The following is a 21,640-nucleotide window of genomic DNA, read 5'->3' on the forward strand; positions in this document are numbered from 1 at the left end:
CCGGTTCAGCCCCTGGCAGCCGAGCCTGCCCGGCGTGAGTGGTCGGCACGGGCCGCTTCGAGCAGACCGCGCCAGGACGCCACAGTGGGCCGCCGACGCAACAGGGCACGGCGTTCCCGCTCTGTCATCCCTCCCCAGATACCGTGCTCGATGCGGCAATCAAGAGCGAAGGCCAAGCACTCCGTACGTACGGGGCAGCCACTGCACAGAGCTTTCGCACGGTTTTGGGCCGCATCTTCAACGAACAGCTCGTCCGGAGAGGTACTGCGGCATACCGCGTACGCGCCCCACTGTTGATCCGTGATCACCCGATGCCGTCCTCTCCCCGCGCCGGCCCGCCATCACTGCCGTCTGACGGGGCGATCACCCGAACCGTACGGCAACCGCACCAGGCGGATAACCCCGTCATCCAGCGGCAATCCCTTCCGGCAACCCGTCCACGGCCCCGTCACGCAGCCCGAAACGGGCCATGCTGAGCGGCTGTGATGGTCGGGTCGCCCGGGGGAATCGCACCCCCGGGCTCCCACAGAACCGTGCGTAACAGTCTCCCGTTACACGGCTCTTGTCCTCCTGATCACCGGAACGCCGGTGTCCATGCCCACTGGGCGAAGAGCCTCGGGTACTGGCGCGTGACACGCTTCCAGCACGCGTGGGCTCTCTTGAACGACCGGAGCCGTCGATACTTCTTGCGGACCCAGCGCATCAGATAGGTGTTGATGCGCTGGAGGAGGGGATGCAGCGCGGAGCGGTAGAACGCCCCGTAGTACTGCATCCAGCCCCGCACGATCGGGTTGATGCGACGTGCGAGGTCGAAGAAGGTGAGGTGGATCTGCCGGTGGAGCCGCCAGGAGCGGATCTCCGTGCTGATCTTCTTCTGGGCGTCCTTGCTGATCGCGGGCAGGAAGCCGGTGAAGCTCACGCCTTTCCTGTTCCGCGCTCCGCGGGCTTGGAAGGTGAACCCGAGGAAGGTGAACGACGTGTGCTCGTAGGAGCCGCGCCGCTTGCCGGCCTTGCAGTACACGATCCGGGTCTTGTCGGGATGCAGCCGCAGCCCGACATCGCCCATCCTGTTCGCGAGTGCGGCCAGGACCTCGCGGGCCTGGCGCTCGCTGACGCAGTGCACGACCGGGTGAGTCGGCGGCGGGAATCTCACCCGCCGCCGCTCGCAGAACCGTGCGGGAGCCTCTCGGCTCACACGGCTCCCATTGCCCAGCCATCAGGTTTGAGGCCGAACCGCCAGTGGGCGAACATGTTGGGATACCGGCGGGCAGTGCCAGCCAGTAGTTCTCCCGCACGTTTCTCCCGGCGGCGTAGTCGCTTGTACTTCTGGCAAGCCCAGCCCACCAACATGCGGTTGATGCGCCGGAGAAGGGGATACAACATGGACTTGTAGAAGCGTCCGTAATAGTTGATCCATCCCTGCACAACGCTGTTGAACATCCGTGCAAGGTCCATCAGGGACTTGTCACTGCGTTGCGCGATGCGCCAGGAACGCATTTCCTTGCCCATCGCCTTAATTGCCTCCTTGCTGACCGCGGGCAGGAAGTTCACAAAGTGCTTCCCGTACCGGTTCTTGGCCAGCCTCGGCCGGAACGTGTACCCGAGGAACGTGAATGACGTGTGCTCGTACGAGCCGCGTCGGTCCGCGTCCTTGCAGTACACGATGCGCGTCTTGTCCGCATGCAACTCCAGGCCGACCTGCGCCAATCTCGCTGCGAGCGCGTCCCGCACACGGCGGGCCTGGTGCTCGCTGCGGCAGTGAATCACCGCATCGTCGCAATACCGCTCGAACGTGATGTGCGGGAACTCCCGCCCCAGCCACGCATCGAACGCGTAGTGGAGATACAGATTCGCCAACGCGGGCGAAATCGCCGACCCCTGGGGAGTCCCGCGATCCCGTTCCTGCACTGAACCGTCCGCCTTCGCCAGCGGCGCCACAAGCCACCGCTGGACATAAAGCAGGACCCATTTTCCGTCCGCTTCAACATGCCGCTCGACGGCCTTGAGCATCAGCTCGTGGTCCACGCTGTCGAAGAACGCCCGGATGTCGAGATCGACCACCCAGTCGTTCCGCCAACAGCGCCGTCGGCACGTCTCCACCGCGTCTAGCGCAGACCGCCTCGGCCGGTACCCGTAGGAGTCCGGATGGAACACCGGCTCCACCCGCCTCTCCAGATACATCGCGGCCACCGTCTGGGCGATCCGGTCAGCCACAGTGGGCACCCCAAGCACACGGACACCTTTCCCGCCCGCCTTGGGGATCTCCACGGCCTTCACCGCCGGAGGGAAGTACGAGCCAGACGACATCCGATTCCACAGCTTGTACAGATTCCCCTTGAGGTTCTGTTCGAACTGCTCGATCGAAACACCGTCCACCCCGGGTGCACCCCGATTGGCTTTGACCCTCAGATACGCCTCCCACACCATCGACTTGGAGATGTAAAACGACTTTACCTCGGCCTGCGGCCTTGATCCGTTCACCTGGCTCCTCCCGGACATACCGGTTGACCACCAAACAAGATCAGGACAACCCGCCCCCTTCGCTCCGCCCCCATTACAGGGACTTCATCACTACTACGAGGCGGTCCGTCCCCCTGCCACGCGTCGGTACTCTGCCCCTCGCAGTTTTAGCTGCTTGGGGTTCTCCCTTATCGCCAACCGGCCTTCAACCTGACCGTCGGCAGCATCGCGGCGAGGGGTTCCCACGTTCCGCACTGGTGCCTGTCACCGAGCTCGCGCCACCTTCATGCCGGGCCGCCACCTGGCCAGGAATGCAGGAACCCGCCAGATTCATCCCGGGGCAACAACTGGACCCCGGTTTCGGCAACCACTCATACGCTTACGACACTTCAGCAGTGGTTCACTCGCGTTCGCCTTCTCGGCACGCACCTGACGCATCTCGTGCGCCTTTTCCGCAGTGCTCATCACCCCGGCTCATTCACCGGAGCAACCTGCGGCGGTTTGGGATCTCCCCCTGCGTGGGCGATCCCGGAGGGCCTACCTCCATCACCAGTGCAGCACCACGTCAGAAGCTTCCGTCTACATCGGAACCTCCTGTTGTGTTCGTGGCGCACCGTCGTCTGCATAGCGCTCGAACTCGACGCCCGGGTACGTCCGGGTGAGCCACATGTCGAACGCGTAGTGCATGAACAGGTTCGCCAGCACGGGCGAGACCGCTGATCCCTGCGGAGTACCACGGTCCCGCTTCTGCAAGGTGCCGTCGGGCAGTTGAAGCGGTGCGCGAAGCCACCGATCAACATACAACTTCACCCAAACGGCGTCGGTGTGAGCTTCCACGGCCTTGACGATGAGGTCCCAGCGGACGCTGTCGAAGAACTTCTGGATGTCGAGGTCGATCACCCAGTCCTTTCCCCAACACCGCCGCCGGCATCGCTCCACCGCATCCAGCGCGGACCTATTCGGCCGGTATCCAAAGGAGTCCTCATGGAATACAGGATCCACGCGGATTCCGAGATGTCTGGCCACTACGTTTTGCGCCACCCGGTCGGCGACCGCGGGAATGCCGAGCATTCTCATGCCACCGCCGTGCTGTTTCGGAATCTCCACCGCGCGCACCGGAGGGGGAAAGTACGTCCCCGACGACATCCGATTCCAGAGCTTGTAAAGGTTGCCCTTCAAGTCGGCCTCGAAGTCTTCGATGGACTGTCCGTCCACCCCTGGTGCCCCTTGATTCCTCTTGACCTCCCGATACGCCTCCAATACTTCCCACTTGGAGATCTCGAACGGCTTGTTCGGCGACTTCAGCTTGTCCATCGGCTCCTCCCGGAGAACGTCCGGTTGACCAAACGCACACAGCCACGGATGACCCGGCCCCTTCGCTCCACCCCCGTTACAGGGGCTTCGGCACTACTACGGGCCGGTCCGCCAGCACGCTCCGCGCCGGTACTCAACCCCTCGCGGTTCAGCCGCTCAGGGCGCTCCCTCTCGCCGCCCTCCCGGGCGGCAGTGTCGAAGCGTGCCTTCCCACGTTCCGTGCAAGACCAGCGGATCAGGCTCACGCCACCTCCGTGCCGGACACCGCCTGGCCAATAGACGGGCTCCCGCCAGGCTTATCCCGGGCTCAATCGCGTGCTCCCGGTTTTGATGCCACTTCAATTTCAATAACGACACTTCAGCAGTGGTTCACTTGCGTTCGTCTTCCTGATCCCCACCTGACGCCTCTGGGGCGCCTTCTCCACATCGCTCACCACGATCGCGTCACCGCTCTCGCAGCATGTGGTGGTTTGAAGCCTCCCCCCGCAGGGCGGCTCCGAAGGGCCATACCTTCATGTCTTGCACAGCATTGCTTCCAGAACTGTTCCTACATACGGTTCCTTTCGCATTCGTGGCACACGCGATATTTGAAAATCCCCACCCCGTGCTCACGGGTTGGACGGACCTGCTGAGTTGATCTCCCCACCCGCCGGGGCGAGGTAGCAGCCGTTCAACGAGCTTCTGGCCGTGAACGCGAGCGATGCGCCGGACGGTGGTCGGCGAGGGGCTCACCACTGGGTGATGAGCGGCGTGTCCGGTTCGTGCTGCCTCCAGTCTTCGGTGAGGCGGATGAGACGGGCGGGGGCGGCGATGCCGCGCACCGTTGCGATCTTGCCTCCTGCGATGTCGAACGTCACGGCGCCGATGACCCGGTCGCCGATCACGAAGAGGATGGCGGGGGCGCCGTTGACGAGTGCGTAGTGGACGGCGGGCGTGCCGCCGGCGAGTCGCCGTTTCGCGGGGGTGGGTTTGAAACCGGCCCGTGCGACGGCCGCGATGCGCTGCGCGCTGTCGAACTGCAGCAGCTTCTCGGTCAGTCCGGCGCCGTCGGAGATCGCGCTGGCGTCGTCGGTGAGCAGCGCGACCAGCCGTTCGGTGCGGCCCGAGGAGGCGGCGGCGAGGAACTCCTCGACGATCCTGCGGGCGGATGCCGGATCGACTTCCTCTTCGCCGCCGCGGCGCGCACCGGTGATGCGGCGTCGGGCCCGGTGGAGGTGCTGCTGGCTTGCGGACTCGGTGAGGTCGAGGATCTCGGCGATCTCGGCGTGACTGTGGGAGAACGCTTCGCGCAGGACGTAGACGGCCCGCTCAACGGGTGACAGGCGTTCCATGAGCGTCAGCACGGCGAGGGAGACCGATTCGCGCTGCTCGAAGGTGTCGGCCGGGCCGAGCATCGGGTCGCCGTCGAGGAGCGGTTCGGGCAGCCAGGCACCCGCGGTACGTTCGCGGCGCGCCTGCGCCGATTGGAGCCGGTCCAGGCAGAGGTTGGTGACGACCTTGGTCAGCCATGCTTCCGGCACCTTGATCCGCTGCCGGTCGGCGGCTTGCCAGTGCAGGAACGCGTCTTGCACGGCGTCCTCGGCATCGACGGCGGAGCCCAGCAGCCGGTACGCCAGCGAGGCCAGCCGGTTCCGGCTGGCCTCGAACCGGCTGATGTCGAAGCGATCGGTCGCGGTGTTGTCCACTCGGATCACCCTAGGCGGCTACGCGAGGCGCCTTGTCGGCGGACGCGTCCGGCGCAGCGGCCAGGCGGTGCTTGCGCTTGGGCAGGCCGAAGGTCGGGTGCGAGGTGGTCCACAGCGACATCTTGAGGATGGCCGCCTTGATCCACGCGGCCCTCCGGCCGCCCACGTACTTCGGCTTTGCCTGCCCTTCGTCGTCGACCATCTGCAAGATCCCGTCCCGCCGCCCGAGGCTGATGTGGTTGCCCAGGTACTCCAGCTTGGTGTTCGGGATCTTGCGGCCGGTCAGGCGTCCCACGATCGCGGCCGTGGCCTGCATGCCGGGTGTAGCCGGCCGAAGCGCAGGACATCGGCAGCGGGCGGCCGTTGTCGCCGACGGCGTAGGCGCTGTCGCCGGCGGCGTAGACGTTCGGGTGCGAGAGGGACCGCATGGTGCGATCGACGACGATCCGACCGTTCTCGGTGCCCTCCAGCCCGCCAGCGGCGGCGATGCGGCTGACCGCGAACCCGGCCGTCCACACGGTTGCGTCGGACGCCAGGGCGGTGCCGTCGGCACACAACACCCGCGCCGCCTCGACGGCTTCGACCTCGGTGTGCTCCAGGACGGTGATGCCCAGCCGATCGCAGGCCTGGCGCAGGTGGCTACGGGCCCCGACGGAGAGGGGGGCGCCCAGCTCACCGCGGGCAACCAACGCCACCGACATGCCGGGCCGCGTTTCGGCGATCTCGGCGGCGGTCTCGATGCCGGTCAACCCGTCGCCGACGACCAGCACACGCCCGCCTTCGCCCTGCCTGCCCAGGCTGTCCAGGCGCTCGCGCAGGCGCAACGCCGAGGGCCGGCTGGCGACGTCGAAACCGTGCTCGGCCGCGCCGGGGATACCGTGGTCGGCACCGTGGCTGCCGAGCGCGTAGACAAGCGTGTCGTAGCCCAGCTCGCCCCCGCCCTCGGCGTCGGCCACGGCGACGACCTGGCGCTCGGGGTCGACGGCGGTGACACGGGCCAGGCGCAGCCGGACCCCCGTGCCCGCGAAGACGTCGGCGAGCTGGGGAGCGTCGATCTCCCGGCCGGCCGCGAGCTGGTGCAGCCGCAGCCGCTGGACGAAGTCCGGCTCGGCGTTGACCACGGTGATCTCGGTGTCCGCCGGGGACAACCGGCGGGCCAGGGTCCCGGCCACGTAGGACCCGGCATAGCCGGCGCCGAGGACGACGATGCGGTGCTTCATGTCTCGCTCCTGTCGGTTCGCTTGCTCCCGGCGACTTGAGCGGGACAGAGGCCCGATTGCTGACAGGAACCGTGTGTGACATGGGTCACAGGTCGGGCCGTCGCGTGATCGTGTTCAGGCCTGGGCACCGCCGTACCTGGCGGCACTTGGTGGAGTTGCTCGGGCAGGGCTAAGCCGTCCTGCGGCTGAGAGGCGACGGACTCCCACTGGTGTCCCTGTACGTCACGCCGTGCGGCTCTCGCTCCGCGAGGACATCGCGAGGATCGAGAAGACACTGAGTGAGGAGCCCCTACGGCCGGGAGCCGTCGCGGTCTTCTCCTGCGCCGGCCACGACATCTACGAACAGGTGTGGCTGCCCCGCAGGACGCGCGAGAGCATCGTGGTGGACGCCGATCCCTATGTCCGGCCCCTCCTGGGTGTGCTCGACGAGTACTACCGCACCTGCGCCGTCCTCGTCGCCAAGAGCGTGGGCCAGGTCTGGGAGTACTTCCTCGACGAGGTCCGCGAGCTCGAGGTGATCCGTGACCGGGTGCTGCGCAAACACGCCTACTCCGACGAGTACGCCGAGTACCGCGTCCGCAACAAGGCGGACGAGCTGAGCAAGAAGCACTACCGGCGGCTGGTCGGCGAGCTCAAGCAACTGTTTGCGAGCGGGGGCTATGACCTGCTCGCCGTCGGCGGTCAGGAGCACGAGGTGTCGGTCTTCGTCGACTTCCTGCCGGCTGAGCTGACGGACCGCCTCGTCGGAACCTTCACCCTCGACCGGGAGACCGCGACGCCCGAGGACATCCGGCAGAAGGTGCGGGAGCTCGTCACCGACCACGCCGAGCAGGAGCAGCGGCGGCTGGTCGGCGAGATCCTCGAGGCCAAGGCGGCCGGCAGACCTGCCGCCGTCGGGCTCGACGAGACCCTGTGGGCGGCGTCCCTGGCCGCGATCCGGACACTGGCGGTGGACGAGCAGGCCGTCGTACCGGGCTTCGTCTGCGACCGGGACGGGCTGCTGACGCGCTCGGGGAAAACCTGCCCGTTCTGCGGAGAGCCGCTGCGCGAGGTGCCCGACGTGATCGATGAACTGGCCGGGGCCGCCATCGGCGACGGGGGCGACGTGCGGCACGTGGACACGGAGACGGAACTGCGCACGCAGCAGGCTGGAGCCCTGCTGCGGTTCGAACTCCCCCCGCAGCCGACCTCCGTTCAGTAATTGGGCCGACCTCTTGACCATGCCGCAAACCGGAGCAATCCTAGCAAATAGGGCCGGTCAACCGCGTCAGGGTTCCTGCACGGAACACTTGTCGGGCACCGGCCAGGTCCCCGGCGATTTCTGAGACATGCGAAAGTGTTGATCGGGACTTTCCGGGGACCGCCCGTGCATACGGGCACTTCCATGGTGGTTCACCATGGCTGATGCCGCAGCGTTCGTGCCGCACGCGTCGGCCAGGCGTGACATTCTGACGTCCTTCGTGCAGGCCAGTGCCCTGGTAGCGAAGACGGCCGGAGCCCTCGCACAGTGGGACCGGCCCACCTTGCCTGACGTCGCACCGCAAGATCCGAAGGCGCCGGGGGCTGACCAGGCCGGGAAACCGGCCCGCGTTTCCAGACTTTGTGCGCCACGACTTCAGCGCCACCGCTCCCGACCAGGTGTGGGCCGGGGATATGACGGAGATCGTCACCAACGAGGGCAAGCTGTACCTGGCCACCGTGATCGATCTGTTCTCGCGCCGCCTGCTCGGCTACGCGATGGGTGAGCGCCACGACGCGGAGCTGGTCGTCGCCTCCCTGCATATGGCCGCGGCCACCCGCGGCGGCGACGTCAGGGGCGTGATCTTCCACTCGGACCGCGGCAGCGAATACCAGTCCCGGCGCTTCAGGCGTGCCTGCCGACGGCTCGGCGTGACCCAGTCCATGGGCCGTGTCGGCTCGTGTTTCGACAATGCCGTCAGCGAGTCGTTCAACAGAGTGCTCAAGGTCGAGTACGTCCACCGGCGCACCTTCACCACCCGCACCGAGACGCGGCTGAAGATCACCGCCTGGATCACCGGCTTCTACAACACCCGTCGGCTACACAGCGTGTGCGGATACCGGAGCCCGATCGACTACGACCCGCCGTGGAGTTGGCCGCTTGAAAGATCTCCACGGCGCGAGGGGATTGACATTTCAACGAGCTACGGACGCGCAGCGCACGCAGGTTTTCGCCGCCGGGCGAACTTCGAGGCGCTCCGTCGGGATCGGCTCACCGCATTGCTCGCAGCGCCCGTAGTCGCCTCTCTCCAACCGTTCCAGGGCGCGATCGAGATCGTTCAGATGCTCGCGCGCCTGGGAGAGCAGGGCGGCGACGTGCGCCCGCTCGAAGGCCGTGCTCGCCCCCTCCGGGTCGTGCTCGTCGTCAATGGCCACCAGTGCGTTCGCCTCGACGATCCCTTCGAACTCACGGCTAAGGGCGGATATCTGCTGCAGCGTGCCGACACGGTCGGCCGCGAGCAGCGCCCGCATCGACTCGCCCTGGGGTGCGGGAAAAGCGGCATTGATGCATTGATCGCTCATATCGGAGGAAACCTCATCGTCTTGTGCCGAATTCCCGGGTGCTCAGGCGACGACGGCCTCAGCGATGACGTGGGCGACCACGCTGGTACTGCTTCGGCCACGGGACGTCGTCACCGAGCACGTGGGCCGCGCGGAGCGGCCAGGTCGGGTTGCGCAGCAGTTCACGCGCGAGCATGATCGCGTCGGCCGAGCGGTCCACGAGGATCTGGTCGGCCTGCTCCGGCGCGGTGATCAGGCCGACCGCGGAGACGGGCAGGGCCGCGCCCTCGCGGACGGTCCGGGCGAAGGGCACCTGGTAGCCGGGCTCCACTTCGATACGGGCGTTGTGGACGAGCCCGCCGCTGGTGATGTCCACCAGATCGACGCCGTGGGCCACCAGGTGTCGCGACAGCTCGACCGTCTCCTCCGGGGTCCAGCCGCCGTCGGCCCAGTCCGTGGCCGAGAAGCGTACGAACAGCGGGCGGTCCTCCGGCCACTGCGCCCGTACGGCGTCGGTGACCTGGACCAGGAAACGGCTGCGCCCGTCGAGATCGCCTCCGTACTCGTCGCTACGGTGGTTGGACAGCGGTGACAGGAACTGGTGCAGCAGATAGCCGTGCGCGGCGTGGATCTCCAGGACCTCGAAGCCAGCGGACAGCGCCCGCGCGGCGGCCTCGCCGAAGGCCCGGACCAGAGCGCGTATGTCGTCCGCGCCGAGCTCCCGCGGGGCCGGCCAGTCGCCGAACGGCAGCGGTGACGGTGCGACCGTCTGCCATCCTCCGGCCTCCGGTTCGACGTACACGTCACCCTCCCAGGGCGGTGCCGTCGACGCCTTGCGGCCGGCATGGGAGATCTGGATGCCGGCAATGGCTCCCTGCCCGTGGACGAAGTCGGTAATCCGCTTGTACGCGGCGGCCTGCCCGTCATCCCAGATGCCGGCGTCGGAAGGGGTGATCCGGCCCTCAGGTTCCACTGCCGTGGCCTCCTGCATGACCAGTCCGGACCCGCCGCGTGCCAGGGAGCCGAGATGGACCAGATGCCAGTCCTGCGGATAGCCGTCGACCGAGCTGTACTGGCACATGGGGGCCACCCAGGCCCGGTTTGGGAAGGTCGTGCCGCGGAGGGTGAGCGGCGAGAAGAGACGGCTCATCGGAGGCCTCGCACGAGGGATGTGGGACGCCGGGTGCCCCGCGGCCGTCGAGCCGTGACGGCCTGGGTTCCTGCGGGGCGCCCCGCACGGTGGGTGCACCCCCGAGTACCCCGGCCGCTCGTGGCACACACCACCGGCCAGGCGTGCTCACCCGCGCGGATGTCCGGGCACGTGGCGGTCCCGGGCCGTGGTCGCGTGCGCACCTGGGTCGTCGTCCTGATCGCCCTCTTCGGCTTCTGGCTCTCGCACACCTTCCTCCCCCATCGAGTCCAGCACGCGTTCCGGAGTGAGCGTCGTAAACGGTCCACACACCTAGACGAGTAGATAAGGGGAGGCCGCGGCGTTCCTGCCCAAGTACTCGGACAGCCCCGCCCCGCCGGCCGCCCACACCCACGCGCCGACCGACCCGGCCCCCGTCCAAGTACGGAAGGCTGCGGGTGTCTCGGCCGAGCTGCATTTCCATGATCTACGGCACACGGGCAACACGCTGGCCTCCCCGGCCGGGGCCAGCACGCGGGAGCTGATGACTCGGATGGGCCACAGCAGCTCGCGCGCCGCGCTGATCTATCAGCAGGCCTTCACGGCGTCGGTGTCGGGCTGTTCGAAGACCGTCCGCAGGAGCGTGGCCACCCAGGGCTGGGCCGACTTGGGGACCTGGCTCAGCAGGTTCCTCGCGTAGTGAAGCTGTAAGATTCAACATGGTGTTCCGCTGTCTTCTGTGACGGATGTGAGTACGTCGGCGGCCGTGGCGAAGCGTCGTTCGGCGAGCGTCGGGACGTATGTGTCCTGTTCGGGGAGGGGACGGACATCCTGCCTGCTCGGGTGCTGATGATCGACGAGGATCTGGGGCACTCCGCGTCCGGGATCGATGCGCGGCCCGGCTTCCAACGCCTGCTCTCCTAGGTCGGGCTGGACCATGTGGGGATCGTGCTGGGGATCGAGATGTCCCGACTGGCGCGCAGTGGCCGTGAATGGCATCAGCTCCTGGAGTTGTGCGCCCTGGCGGGGCCCTGCTGGGGACCCAGACGACGTCTACGACCCGAGCGATCACAACGACCGGCTGCTGCTGGGCTTGAAGGGGACGATCAGTGAGGCAGAGCTGCACCTGATCAAGCAGCGGATGTGGTCCGGACGTCTGGCCAAGGCCCGGCGTGGGGAACTGGTGGTGCCGCTGCCGATCGGCTTCCTGCGCCGCCGGTCCGGAGAAGTCGTCCTCGACCCCGACGAGCAGGTCCGCTCGGTGGTCCACCTGATCTTCGAGCTGTTCGAGCGGTTCGGGACCGTCAACGCAGTGTTGTGCTACCTGGTCGACAACCACATCCAGGTCGGAGTGAGGCTGCGCGAGGACCCCGAGCGCGGGGAGTTACAGTGGCGCCGCCCCAGTCTGGCCGCGGTGCAGAACATGCTCCGCAACCCGGCCTACGCTGGAATCTACGTCTACGGCCGCAGTCGGCTCGATCCGCGGCGGCGGCAGGCGGGGCAGCCGTGCACCGGCCGGGTGCGCACCGGTCGCGAGGACTGGTTCGTCTACCTTCCGGGCCTGCTGACTGCCTATATCAGTGTCGAGCAGTATGAGCGGAACCTTGAGCGGATGGACGCCAACCGGGCTCGGTCCGAGAGCATCGGCGTGGTGCGCGATGGCCCGGCGCCGCTGGCCGGGCTGGTGGTCTGCGGGCGCTGCGGCGCGAAGATGACGGTGCGCCACCAGCGCGGTGCGGGTGGGAAACTGCACCCGGCGTATGTGTGCGCCCGAGCCAAGAGCGACTACGGCCAGAGGCAGTGCCAACAACTGGCCGGCGGCTGCGTCGACGAGCACGTCACCGCCCTGCTGCTTCAGGCGATGGCTCCGGCCGCGGTGGAGGTCTCCCTCGCGGCGGCCGAGCAGGTCGAGACACAGCGCGCCCAGGTGGACCAGATCTGGCGGCAGCGCCTGGAGCGCGCCGACTACTCCGTGGACCGCGCCCGGCGCCAGTACCAGCTCGCCGAGCCCGAGAACCGGCTGGTGGTACGGCAGTTGGAGAAGGACTGGGAGACCGCGATGCAACAGCGGCAGGCGCTTGGCGAGGAGTACAACCGCTTCCTCGCAGAGCGTCCGCGCACCCTCAGCGCCGCCGAACGCGCACAGATCCGGGCCCTGGCCGCCGACATCCCCGCCATCTGGCACGCGCCTACCACCACCGACGCGGACCGCAAGCAGTTGATCCGGCAGCTGGTACGGCGGCTTGAGCTTGTACAGTTCGGCGCTCGCGGCTTCGGCCGCGGCGGCGCGCGTGGGTGACACCGGGGGCGGTGCGTGCCGGCGTCCGCCGGAGCGGACCGCCGCGTGATCAACATACGCGGTGTCAGCGGGAGTCGGGCCGCCGAAGCAGGGTCCGCCCGAGGTGCACGCCCACGGCCGCGACGAGCACGACGGCGCAGCCGGTGAACACCAGCCCGGCGTCGCGCAGGCCCAGCGTGACCGCCATCGCCCCCACGCCGACCACGGGCAGGGAGATGCCCACGTAGGCGACGACGAAGAACGCCGAGATGGTGGCGCCCCGGTGCTCCGCCGGCGCGACGCCGCTCACCTCGGTCAGGCCCCCGCGGAACGCCAGCCCCTGTCCCACGCCGCCGATCACCGCCCCGGCCAGCAACACCGGGAACGACTTCAGGTACAGGGAGGCGCCGATGAGCAGGAGCCCGACGACCAGCACCGCGCAGCCGAGCGGCAGGGACTGGCGCGCACCGACCGGAGCCATGAGCATCTGCCCGGAGGTGGAGGCGCAGAACACGGTGAAGACGACAGCGCCGGCGACCGCCAGGTTGCGCTCCCCCAGGGTCCGGGCGAGGAAGGCCGGGGTGACGGCGGTGAAGAGGCCGAGCACGGAGAAACCGGCGAAGGCGGCGAGGGCGCACGGCGCGAAGATTCCGCGCACCTCGGGCGGGACCTTCATGCCTTGCGGCCGCAGCGAAGGCCGCGGGCCGGTGCGGTGGACCGTCTCGGGGAGCAGGAGGAGCACCACCAGGGCGAGCGCCAGGAGCACCAGGTGGACGGCGAAGGGCAGCTTCAGCGGCCAGGGCGCGTACTCGGCCAGCACACCGGAGACGAGGGGGCCGAGCCCGAGGCCGCCCATGTTGGCCGCCGTCGCCGCGAGGCTGGCCCGGCCGCGCCGCCCGGGTGGGGCCAGGTCGAGCACGGCCGCGGTACCCGCGCCGCTCAGCAGCCCCGCCGACAGGCCGGACAGCAACCGGCCAGCATACAGCAGCGGCAGACCGTTCTCGCACAGGAAGCACACGGCGCTGAGGGCGGCCAGGCCGAGTGCGGCCATCAGCACCGGCCGCCGCCCCAGCACGTCGGAGTAACCGCCGGCTACCAGGAGGGCGACGATGACACCGACCGCATAGGCGGCGAAGACCACCGTCACGATCAGTTCGGAGAAACCGATCTGCTGCCGGTACAGGCCGTACAGCGGCGTGGGCAGCGTGGTGCCCATCATGCCCACGGCGAAGACGCCCGCCGCCGCCTTGTACCCCGGCCGTCGTCCGCGCTGCCGGCGCGGCTGCGTGTCGCTGCTGATCACACCCCACCATAGGCATCCGCGTCCCGCACGGTGCGCGACCGGGCCACCGTGCTGCGCGGTCACCGTGGCCTCGAAGTAGAACTCACCGACCTCCTCGACCTCGAGTTCGAGCTGTAGCCGGGGCCGGCCGCGCGGGCGCCGGTACGCGGAGATCAGCCAAAGCGCGATCGCTGTCCCAAGGCAGGCTCGTTGTCACGCTCGTCGGCGCAGACGACCATCGCGCCTTCGGGCGGCCAGGTGTAGAGCTCGATGATCCTGGTCCTTTCCCTCGAAGTCCACGTCTTTCGACCGGGTCCAGGAACGGGTGCGGCGCCAGCGCACGCCCTCAGCCAACAGGATCCGGCGGACCTGGCTGCGACCAACCTCAATGCCCAGCCGTCCGGCCTCGGCGGCCAGCGCGTCGAGGGTCCACTCCGACGGCCCGGACTCATCCGCCGCGGCAAGCTCGCCGTCGACCTGCACTGTCAGCCGTCCGGGGGGCGACTGCTTGACCAGGCCGATGATTCTTGAGCGCTCCGTTTCGGTGATCCGCCGCTTCCGGCCCTGTCCACCCAAATCCTCCAGCCCGTCCACACCGAAGCGGTTGAAGCAGTGCAGCCACCGACAAACTGTCTTGGGATTGCACCTCAAGTCGTCCGCGATGGCAGGCACTCGCTGTCCGGACCAGCTCAGCTCAACCATCCGTGCCCGCACCACCAGATCACGAGGCGCCTTGCGCGCCCGCGCTAGTCGATGCACGAGCCGTTCCTCGCTCTCGTCACGGCTCCGCCGTGCCCGTAACGCCACTGTCCAGCACCCGCCCCCGAGCAGCCGAACCACCCCGCCACCAGGACTCATACCCAGTGAAAGAGGAATCCAGCACTAGCCCGCCTGGAGGCCGGGCTGACCGACTGCGCCTACTACGCCAAGCCCGGGGGTCCCTCGAGGACCAAGCGGACATCAAAAGACTGAAGCCCTGGCTTAACTGCCGTACGCAGGATGATCGGGCCCGTAGCCGGACGTCTTCTCAGCGAACCAGGACGGGACCTGCCCCTTGGGCTCGGCACCCTCGCTCCGCAACGATGCCCCGAACCGGCTCGCCGCCTTGTGGGTGACGGGGCCGGCAAGGGGCGCCGGCCACAGCTGGAGCAGATAGGTCTCCACCGGGTCACCCTCGTCGCGTACGTCCCCGTCGTCGCGGTGGCGGCCGTGGACCAGGAGGCGGTAGGTGCCGGGGCCAGGCAGGGCCAGCTGAGGAGCGTCCTCGGGGTTTTCTTCGCCAGGGCCGATGCAGATGCGAGTGGTGGTCCAGGTGAAGGAGATTTCGGCGGCGTCCTGCCAGTCGCCCAGGTGGAGGGTGGGAGGGCCGTCCCAGAGTTCGGCGGTGACGTCGATGTCACCGCCCTCGGTGGCACACACGACGGCGGCGTAGTTTTCCCGCGCCGAAACAAGCCCGTTGGCAGCGTAGTCGAGGGGGACGTCTTCGAAGGTGTCAAGGTCGATGAGGTCGAGGGTGCCGTGGGCGACGAACAGACGCGGGTCGTGGACGCGGTCGATGAGTGAGGCCATGACAGGGCTCCTAACGGAGGGAGGGGGGCAGCGTTTTCGCTGCCCCCAGGGTTTTACGCTACGCGGCCGGCGTTACGGGCACTGCACCAACGGGCGCACCGGAGAAGCAGCAGCCGACGCCGGGACGTCGGTGACGGAGACCCAGAACTTGTCGTTCTCCAGCAGACGGTTCGCGTTGTACCAGGACTTGCGCGCACCGCCCTCCAGACGGTTCTGCGCCTCCGGCACCATGTGACACGAGAAGTCCGGGTTGACGCTGGCGCCCTGGTGGGTGGACGCGAACGGGTACTCGTCACAGCTCTTGCCGGACGGCCGCGGGATCGAGGACGGGCAGGCGGTACGCCGGTTGGCGCGGATCAGGGACTGGTCCATCGTCCGCGTCAGCTCCGGGCCGTGGCCCTGCCAGCCCCAGTGGTGCGCGAGATTGCGCTGCGCCCACAGGATGTGCCACGCGACCTGGTCGTAGGGGCCGGTGACGGAGATGTCGTAGGTGGGGGTGTAGTCGGGGTAGACACAGCCGCCGTCGGCGGCCGGGCTCATACGCGGGGTGTTGTCACAGCGCACGTTCAGCTTCGGACCCAGGTCGACGCTGACCGGGGAGTAGGGGGCAGCCTCGTAGTTGAGGTGAGGAGCCTGGGCGTCGGTGGTGGTGGTGGCCCCGGGGGAGTCGATGACCAGGTCCCAGTTCCGCGTCGTGCCCAGGGTGGTTATCTGCGGGGTGCCTCCAGTGGAGGTGCAGGATCCGCACGTCTCGTTGAGGGTGGCGACGCCGAGTTCGGCCGCTGCGACCGTGGTGGATTCCAGCGTCAGAGTGACGTGATTGGTCCACTTGTGCCGGTTGCGGTTGTCGAGCTGGACGCTGGACGTCCACGCGAAGTTGGCGCTGCCCTGGTACTGGTGCTCGGGCTCGATGTAGAAGTCGACGCGCAGGCCGCCGGAGGCGCACGAACTCGTGCGGTCCTCCCTGACCTGGCCGACCGTACACGTCACCGAATCGACGCGGCGCGTCGACAGCGTGGTGAGGTGCGCGACAGCGCTGTGACGGGGCTTCGGTGTGGGGGCTGCTTGCGCATCCGCAGCGAACATGGCACCGACCGCCACAAAAGCGGTCAGGAGAGCCGCCCCCCGTTTGAGCATTCTCACTAGCTGATCCTTTCGCTGTTTTTGGCGGGACCATGCTTCGCGTGTGCTTGACGGGGCGTCAACGCCCTATACATGTCCTGTAGTTCATTTCGGACGCCGGTGGCACCTGGGGAGGGGCGCCTGTGTGGTGGCTTGGCGCTGGCTGGGAGGTATCGGGTACCGGCGCAGGACAGGGATTCTTGTCCGAAATTCCCTTTCCGCGCAACGGAAGCCCCCGCAGCTTCGGGCGGAGAGAGTGTGGAAAGTTCGGGAAAAGAGTGAAGCCCCGCCGGTGTCCCGGCGGCGAAGTAGCAGAACACAGAGCTCCGATCGAAACCCGATCGCCGGATGGAGCATGGCACCGCTGGCCGCCAGCAGAAGAACGACCAGCATCACGAAGCGCACGGGCTGCACGCGCGGCTGTGCGAAGAGGTCGACTCACTGGACGGCTACCTGCCGCCGCACATCGCGAAGGTGGCCCGGAAGGTGGGGGCGCCCTCCAGTTGCTGCACCTGCGCCGCACGTAGCCGAGTTGGCGCGCAAGTTGCCGGGGTGCTGGAGGAGCCGCAGCCAGCGCCCGCGTGACCGAGGTCGCGGCGCCGTTGGACCTGCGCCCCCGACCCAGGCCCCGGGGAAGTCATGACTGATTCCCCGGGGCGTGTCAGGTCTGGGGACCAGTCAGGACGCGTCGACGGCCCGCAGGACGACTTCGGTGTCGGTCAGGGTGAGGACCTGCATGGGTCGGGCGTTGCCATCTTGGATGACGTAGAGGCGGCCTGGGTGTGCGCTGCCCTCCGGGACAGGACCGACCGCCGAAGAGAGCCGGTCCCGTGGGTTGCGCCCCGGAAGGCTCTTGCGCGGGCGCGTTTCGAGGCGGGTGGGTCGGCCAACGGGGTTGCTGGGCTGGCTGGCGGCGGTGGTCAGCAGTGAGCGGACCTTGCGGGCGAAGTCGGGGCCAGGCAGGGGCAGCTCCATGTCGGGTTCGCGGAGGTAGCCGACGGCGACGGCAGTGGGCACGAATTTCCCGGGGCAGGGTCGGCCAGAAGATGCCCTGGCCCCGGCCACGGATCGCGCGCCACTGCGGTACCGGGACCCGGCTCTCCGCCGCCAGGATCCATCCCTCGTGGAATGCGCGGGTAATCACGTCGTCGAGAACGTGCCAGTCGGCTTGATGGCCGCAGCGGCCGCAGGTGTTCGGGTGGAAGCTGCGCCCCCGCTGCCAGGCGGGCCGATCGTGCAGTTGCGCGGCCAGATCCGTGGTGTCGCCATCCGGGTCGGTAAGGACATGGCGCGCCATGTCGACGGCTTCGGGAAAGTCCGTCGTGGTGAACTCACTGCCGTCCGGCCGGTACGACGGCAGCAGGCCGAACACCCACCACAGAGGCATCGAGCACTGCTGACACGGCATATCGAATGCCAGCACATCTGCACTCAGCGTACTCACCCCGTACCGCCTCCCTCTCCCCCATCACCCTGACACACCCCGGTCCAAGGCCTACAGGTAGCCATACGCTCACCCGGGGGCTGGGTGTTCTCTTCAGCGGTCACCCGCTCCACCTGCGGCAGCTGGTTGTTGCAGCATGTGGACGCTTTCCCGGACCTCGGCCACTTGAGCTCCTCCACCGCGCACTGGTTCGATTCCGTCGGCTGCAACACCTCCTGCTTCAGCGTCACCTGTCCCGTCTCGACGGCCATCCGCTGGAGACCTATAGGCGTTCTCACAACATCTGCGGCAGTCTCAATCGGCTTGCAGGATCACAGGTCAGGCGTGCCCCCCTCCCTCGAACCGCCGCCCAAGACTGTCTCAACACTTCTGCGGGATCGCAGGTCACAACCCCACAGCTACCGCAGCATCGATGAGACATCACACGCAAGCTGGTTGTCCGTCGTTTCTGTGTGTGAGGCTGCTGTTCCGGCTCGCAGGAGAAGGTAGACGAAATGGTTGTGAAGGAGCTTCGTCCTCATCAGCGAGAAGCCGTGTACGCCGTGCTCCGCGCGCTCGAATTGCCTGCAAGATCTACTGTGCGGGAGCGGGGACTGCGGACTCAGGTGATCATGGCGACCGGATCGGGCAAGACCCTCGTCGCCGTGCGCAGCGCAGAGGAGTTGCAGGCGGGTCGTGTGCTGGTGCTCGTGCCGTCGCTGGACCTGCTGGCGCAGACCGAGGCCGCCTGGCGCGAGGGTGGGCGTACGGGGCCGGCGATCGGGGTCTCGTCCCTTCGAGGGCTGGAGGCGTCCTTCTCGAACACCACGGACGTGGACGAGCTGCTCACCTGGGTGCGGCAGTTGGACAAGGTCACCGTGTTTGCCACGTACGCCTCCCTCGGGCTCGGCACGCTGGAGCGCGCGCATGCCGCCCCCAGGCGCGGCGGCCCGGCCGACGCGCAACCAGACACCACACCGCCCCAATCCCCGGAGCCACCACCACACCCGCCCCAGCACCCATTCCTCATTCTCCTTCAACTGGCGTGGAAAAGTGGGCAGCAGAGGGGATGTCAGCAGCCCGACCACGCGCCCGCAGGACGTTGACCTGGGGTGACGTAGAAGCCGGCCATCGGGCCGCGCAACCTCTAGCGCAACACCTGACGCAACATCAGGCGCAACGCGGTACGCAACACGGGGCGCAACAGGTCTTCCAATCACACATCACACCCACTATTATTTGAAGTACCGGGGGAGGCGACCCCCGGGACCGCAGAAGTCCAACGAAGGGGAAGACGTGGAGATCCAGATCTCTGACGGAATCGTCCGCCGAGTGCGCGGGGGTAAGGACGCACCCATGACCGGCCTTGCAATTCAGGCCCGTACGGTCGCAAACTTCCTGCCCTTGCTTGTTCAGCGGGTGGGCGCGAACATCGTGCACAATTCCGACGCGAATTACACCGGAATTCGGTTCGACACCAAGTTTGGCCCGGTGATGCTGGAAATGCCGACGGGTGACCGTCCTTACCGGCTCGTTCACGAACTCCCGGAGCCGGACGAGAACGGGCGCACGGAAGTGGAAATGCGGCGATTCCCGCAGATCTACAAGCCTCAGGGAATCGCGCACATCACGGCCGAGTTCCTCCGGTCGCGCGGGTTCCTGAAGTAATCCGCCCAGGGGGTGCCTCGGTCGGGGCACCCCCTCCACCCGGCATCACCGAGAAGAGAGGGACAACCGTGGAGAGCACGCGGATTACGGAGCAGCCCGAGGAGACCACGGCACCGCTCACGGACGCGGAGCGGGAGCAGGCGACTTACGCCCTGCTGGAGCTGGCGCGCAGCGAGAGCGACCCGCACGCACTGAGGGTGCCGAGCGAGCAACTGGAGTTGATCCGGCCGTTCTTCGAGCTGGGTTTTGCAATGGGCGTGCGCACCGGTCACACAGGCCCCGCCATGACTGACGTACCGGTGGACCACACCACGGTCGCGCGCGCGTTCGTCCTGCTGATGTCCGAGCGCGTCGCGGATCAACTGGTGATCGCGGTCGCCCGGAGTCTCGACCCTCAGCACACCGGACCGGTGCTGTGACAAAAGGTCGACTACCACGGCAGCGTGACGCTTCGTCACGGGACCTACTGGGTGAACGCGATTCACGCCCACGCCGACCCGTTCAGCGAGGCCCCGGAACTCCGCTACGACCTGTGCGAGATGCACGGTGTCACGCCAGTGCCGAAGGTCACGAACGTGCGCCGGACGAGCCTGACGCCGTTGCCCGCGTTCCGCACGCGCTAAGTGTGCTGGTCAGGGGTGGGTTCACTCGTCCCTGAAACACACTATTATTGAAGTTGTTCGGGGGGCGGTGGCCCCGCCCCCGAACCGCAGAAGCCAACACGAAGGGGAGAACACCGCATGACTCAGCAGTTCGCCGAGCGCGCCACGAACGTGGCCCCCACCGGTGCCCGCAACGCCGAACTCTCCGACCTGGTCCGCATCCTGGAGGACCAGAACCGGCGCAAGCTGGACGTGATCGCCCCCGCCTCCGCCCTGCGCTTCCGTGAGGGAAACGTGCACGTCGAGGGCGTGGAGTCCCTGATCACCGAGGACGGCGTGACGAACGTCGACGGCATCTACCGGCCCACCGCCGTGGCCGACGAGGGGATCGCAGACAAGCTCCGCATCCCGCTCGCCTACCTGCGCCGCATGCGCGCCGAAAACGTCCCGCTGCTGGACGAGAACGTGAACGCCTGGCTGCGTGAGGAGCCGGAGCGCCGTTTCATGCTCCGCGCATTCCGGGGCGACAGCGGCCCCAGTATGCCGCCGGCCGAGGGCGTGGCCCGCGCGCTGCTGTCCGACAGCTACAAGCTGATGGACAACCTTGACATGCTGCTGGCCGCCCTGGACGGGGTGAAGCAGTCCGGCCACCCCACCCGTGTCACGGGGTGCGACCTGACCGACCGGCGCATGTACGTGCGCGTCGAGTCCGAGGCCGTCGCCGTCCAGGCCCCCGAGCTGCTGCGCGGCTACCGCTCCCCGTTCGACGGCCGCAGCGGTGACGAACTCCCGGTGATCTCCGCAGGGTTCGTCATCACCAACAGCGAAGTCGGTTCCGGGGCGTACACCATCACCCCGCGCGCCGTCATCCAGGTGTGCCGCAACGGCCTGACCGAGACCAAGGACGTCATGCGCGCCGTGCACCTCGGAGGCAAGCAGGACGAAGGGATCGTGAACTGGTCCGACCAGACCCAGCGCAAGACGCTGGAGCTGATCACGTCCAAGACCGCCGACGCCGTGCGCACCTTCCTGTCACGGGAGTACGTCGAGGCCAAGGTGCGCCAGGTCGAGGCCGCCGCAGGGAAGACGCTGGACGAGCCGACGAAGAGCATCGAGCACGTCACCAAGACGCTCAGCATCGGTGCCGAGGCCAAGGACATGATCCTGTCGCACTTCGTGCGGGGCGGTCAGATGACGGCCGGAGGCGTGATGCAGGCCGTCACGTCGACCGCGCAGACCCTCACGGACGCCGACCAGGCCGCCGCCCTGGAAGCGCTCGCCCTTCCCGCCCTGACGGCCGCCGCCGCACACGGCTGACAGACCCCCGTGCGGGCCGGGAACCTCCCCCAACCCGCCCCCCACCGGCCC

The 21,640-nt window shown here is 67.8% G+C and carries 20 protein-coding genes and 4 pseudogenes; 10 read left to right on the plus strand and 14 right to left on the minus strand.

What is annotated here, in order from left to right; translation table 11 throughout:
• Nucleotides 1-5 precede the first annotated feature (5 nt).
• From ACWEN3_RS16580 to ACWEN3_RS16605, 6 genes and pseudogenes are all read right to left on the minus strand, one after another.
• Nucleotides 6-308, minus strand: coding sequence for a WhiB family transcriptional regulator (locus tag ACWEN3_RS16580; protein ID WP_452970923.1), 303 nt, complete (start codon nt 306-308; stop codon nt 6-8).
• Between the two features lie 266 nt (nt 309-574).
• Entirely contained in the window at nt 575-1,153 is a 579-nt protein-coding gene (locus tag ACWEN3_RS16585) for a group II intron maturase-specific domain-containing protein (protein ID WP_452970926.1), read from the minus strand.
• A 38-nt stretch (nt 1,154-1,191) separates the two neighbouring features.
• Nucleotides 1,192-2,481, minus strand: coding sequence for a group II intron reverse transcriptase/maturase (gene ltrA / locus ACWEN3_RS16590; protein ID WP_452970929.1), 1,290 nt, complete (start codon nt 2,479-2,481; stop codon nt 1,192-1,194).
• 558 nt (nt 2,482-3,039) lie between these two features.
• Nucleotides 3,040-3,774 (minus strand): reverse transcriptase domain-containing protein, encoded by a 735-nt coding sequence (locus ACWEN3_RS16595; protein ID WP_452970931.1) that lies wholly within the window; start codon nt 3,772-3,774, stop codon nt 3,040-3,042.
• Between the two features lie 728 nt (nt 3,775-4,502).
• Nucleotides 4,503-5,459, minus strand: a complete 957-nt coding sequence (locus ACWEN3_RS16600; protein ID WP_452970933.1) for a sigma-70 family RNA polymerase sigma factor — start codon at nt 5,457-5,459, stop codon at nt 4,503-4,505.
• A gap of 10 nt (nt 5,460-5,469) precedes the next feature.
• Nucleotides 5,470-6,679, minus strand: a pseudogene (locus ACWEN3_RS16605) (NAD(P)/FAD-dependent oxidoreductase).
• Between the two features lie 229 nt (nt 6,680-6,908).
• Here ACWEN3_RS16605 and ACWEN3_RS16610 point away from each other — a divergent pair.
• Both ACWEN3_RS16610 and ACWEN3_RS16615 read left to right on the plus strand, forming a co-directional pair.
• Nucleotides 6,909-7,880 carry a baeRF10 domain-containing protein gene (locus ACWEN3_RS16610; protein WP_452970935.1) on the plus strand — a complete coding sequence of 324 codons (972 nt, stop codon included), beginning with the start codon at nt 6,909-6,911 and terminating at the stop codon, nt 7,878-7,880.
• A gap of 326 nt (nt 7,881-8,206) precedes the next feature.
• A pseudogene (locus ACWEN3_RS16615) lies at nt 8,207-8,764 on the plus strand (IS3 family transposase); the annotation flags it as partial.
• Nucleotides 8,765-8,833: 69 nt separating this feature from the next.
• Here ACWEN3_RS16615 and ACWEN3_RS16620 read toward each other — a convergent pair.
• Both ACWEN3_RS16620 and ACWEN3_RS16625 read right to left on the minus strand, forming a co-directional pair.
• Nucleotides 8,834-9,220: a TraR/DksA family transcriptional regulator gene (locus tag ACWEN3_RS16620; protein WP_452970937.1), complete on the minus strand. Its 387-nt coding sequence runs from the start codon at nt 9,218-9,220 to the stop codon at nt 8,834-8,836.
• A 58-nt stretch (nt 9,221-9,278) separates the two neighbouring features.
• On the minus strand, nt 9,279-10,349 hold the full coding sequence (locus ACWEN3_RS16625) for an NADH:flavin oxidoreductase/NADH oxidase (RefSeq protein WP_452970939.1): 1,071 nt from the start codon (nt 10,347-10,349) through the stop codon (nt 9,279-9,281).
• Nucleotides 10,350-10,764: 415 nt separating this feature from the next.
• Between ACWEN3_RS16625 and ACWEN3_RS16630 the strand changes: the two are divergent.
• Nucleotides 10,765-10,920: pseudogene (locus ACWEN3_RS16630) on the plus strand (tyrosine-type recombinase/integrase); the annotation flags it as partial.
• Nucleotides 10,921-10,922: 2 nt separating this feature from the next.
• Here the strand turns inward: ACWEN3_RS16630 and ACWEN3_RS16635 are convergent.
• Nucleotides 10,923-11,030: pseudogene (locus ACWEN3_RS16635) on the minus strand (transposase); the annotation flags it as partial.
• 286 nt (nt 11,031-11,316) lie between these two features.
• Here ACWEN3_RS16635 and ACWEN3_RS16640 point away from each other — a divergent pair.
• Nucleotides 11,317-12,627 carry a recombinase family protein gene (locus ACWEN3_RS16640; RefSeq protein WP_452970941.1) on the plus strand — a complete coding sequence of 437 codons (1,311 nt, stop codon included), beginning with the start codon at nt 11,317-11,319 and terminating at the stop codon, nt 12,625-12,627.
• Nucleotides 12,628-12,691: 64 nt separating this feature from the next.
• On the opposite strand, the gene ACWEN3_RS16645 is transcribed toward ACWEN3_RS16640, so the two are convergent.
• The 4 genes from ACWEN3_RS16645 to ACWEN3_RS16660 all read right to left on the minus strand — a co-directional run bounded on the left by ACWEN3_RS16645 (nt 12,692) and on the right by ACWEN3_RS16660 (nt 16,543).
• The gene (locus tag ACWEN3_RS16645) at nt 12,692-13,909 is read right to left on the minus strand and encodes an MFS transporter (protein WP_452970943.1); all 1,218 of its coding nucleotides are present in this window, start codon (nt 13,907-13,909) and stop codon (nt 12,692-12,694) included.
• Nucleotides 13,910-14,101: 192 nt separating this feature from the next.
• The gene (locus ACWEN3_RS16650) at nt 14,102-14,590 is read right to left on the minus strand and encodes a helix-turn-helix domain-containing protein (RefSeq protein ID WP_452970946.1); all 489 of its coding nucleotides are present in this window, start codon (nt 14,588-14,590) and stop codon (nt 14,102-14,104) included.
• Between the two features lie 279 nt (nt 14,591-14,869).
• Entirely contained in the window at nt 14,870-15,457 is a 588-nt protein-coding gene (locus ACWEN3_RS16655; protein WP_452970949.1) for a hypothetical protein, read from the minus strand.
• Nucleotides 15,458-15,529: 72 nt separating this feature from the next.
• A complete protein-coding gene (locus ACWEN3_RS16660) occupies nt 15,530-16,543 on the minus strand; it encodes a NucA/NucB deoxyribonuclease domain-containing protein (protein WP_452970952.1) in 1,014 nt (337 codons plus the stop codon).
• A gap of 384 nt (nt 16,544-16,927) precedes the next feature.
• On the opposite strand from ACWEN3_RS16660, the gene ACWEN3_RS16665 reads away from it, so the two are divergent.
• The gene (locus tag ACWEN3_RS16665; RefSeq protein ID WP_452970955.1) at nt 16,928-17,164 is read left to right on the plus strand and encodes a hypothetical protein; all 237 of its coding nucleotides are present in this window, start codon (nt 16,928-16,930) and stop codon (nt 17,162-17,164) included.
• 93 nt (nt 17,165-17,257) lie between these two features.
• On the opposite strand, the gene ACWEN3_RS16670 is transcribed toward ACWEN3_RS16665, so the two are convergent.
• A complete protein-coding gene (locus tag ACWEN3_RS16670) occupies nt 17,258-17,596 on the minus strand; it encodes a hypothetical protein (protein WP_452970957.1) in 339 nt (112 codons plus the stop codon).
• Between the two features lie 921 nt (nt 17,597-18,517).
• On the opposite strand from ACWEN3_RS16670, the gene ACWEN3_RS16675 reads away from it, so the two are divergent.
• From ACWEN3_RS16675 to ACWEN3_RS16695, 5 genes are all read left to right on the plus strand, one after another.
• Nucleotides 18,518-19,108, plus strand: coding sequence for a DEAD/DEAH box helicase family protein (locus ACWEN3_RS16675; protein ID WP_452970960.1), 591 nt, complete (start codon nt 18,518-18,520; stop codon nt 19,106-19,108).
• Between the two features lie 190 nt (nt 19,109-19,298).
• Nucleotides 19,299-19,670, plus strand: coding sequence for a hypothetical protein (locus ACWEN3_RS16680; RefSeq protein ID WP_452970963.1), 372 nt, complete (start codon nt 19,299-19,301; stop codon nt 19,668-19,670).
• 68 nt (nt 19,671-19,738) lie between these two features.
• The gene (locus tag ACWEN3_RS16685) at nt 19,739-20,089 is read left to right on the plus strand and encodes a hypothetical protein (RefSeq protein ID WP_452970965.1); all 351 of its coding nucleotides are present in this window, start codon (nt 19,739-19,741) and stop codon (nt 20,087-20,089) included.
• Between the two features lie 51 nt (nt 20,090-20,140).
• On the plus strand, nt 20,141-20,293 hold the full coding sequence (locus ACWEN3_RS16690) for a hypothetical protein (protein WP_452970967.1): 153 nt from the start codon (nt 20,141-20,143) through the stop codon (nt 20,291-20,293).
• A 117-nt stretch (nt 20,294-20,410) separates the two neighbouring features.
• Entirely contained in the window at nt 20,411-21,589 is a 1,179-nt protein-coding gene (locus tag ACWEN3_RS16695; protein ID WP_452970969.1) for a DUF932 domain-containing protein, read from the plus strand.
• The last annotated feature ends 51 nt before the right edge of the window (nt 21,590-21,640 follow it).

It is taken from the genome of Streptomyces sp. NPDC004561 (assembly GCF_053602155.1).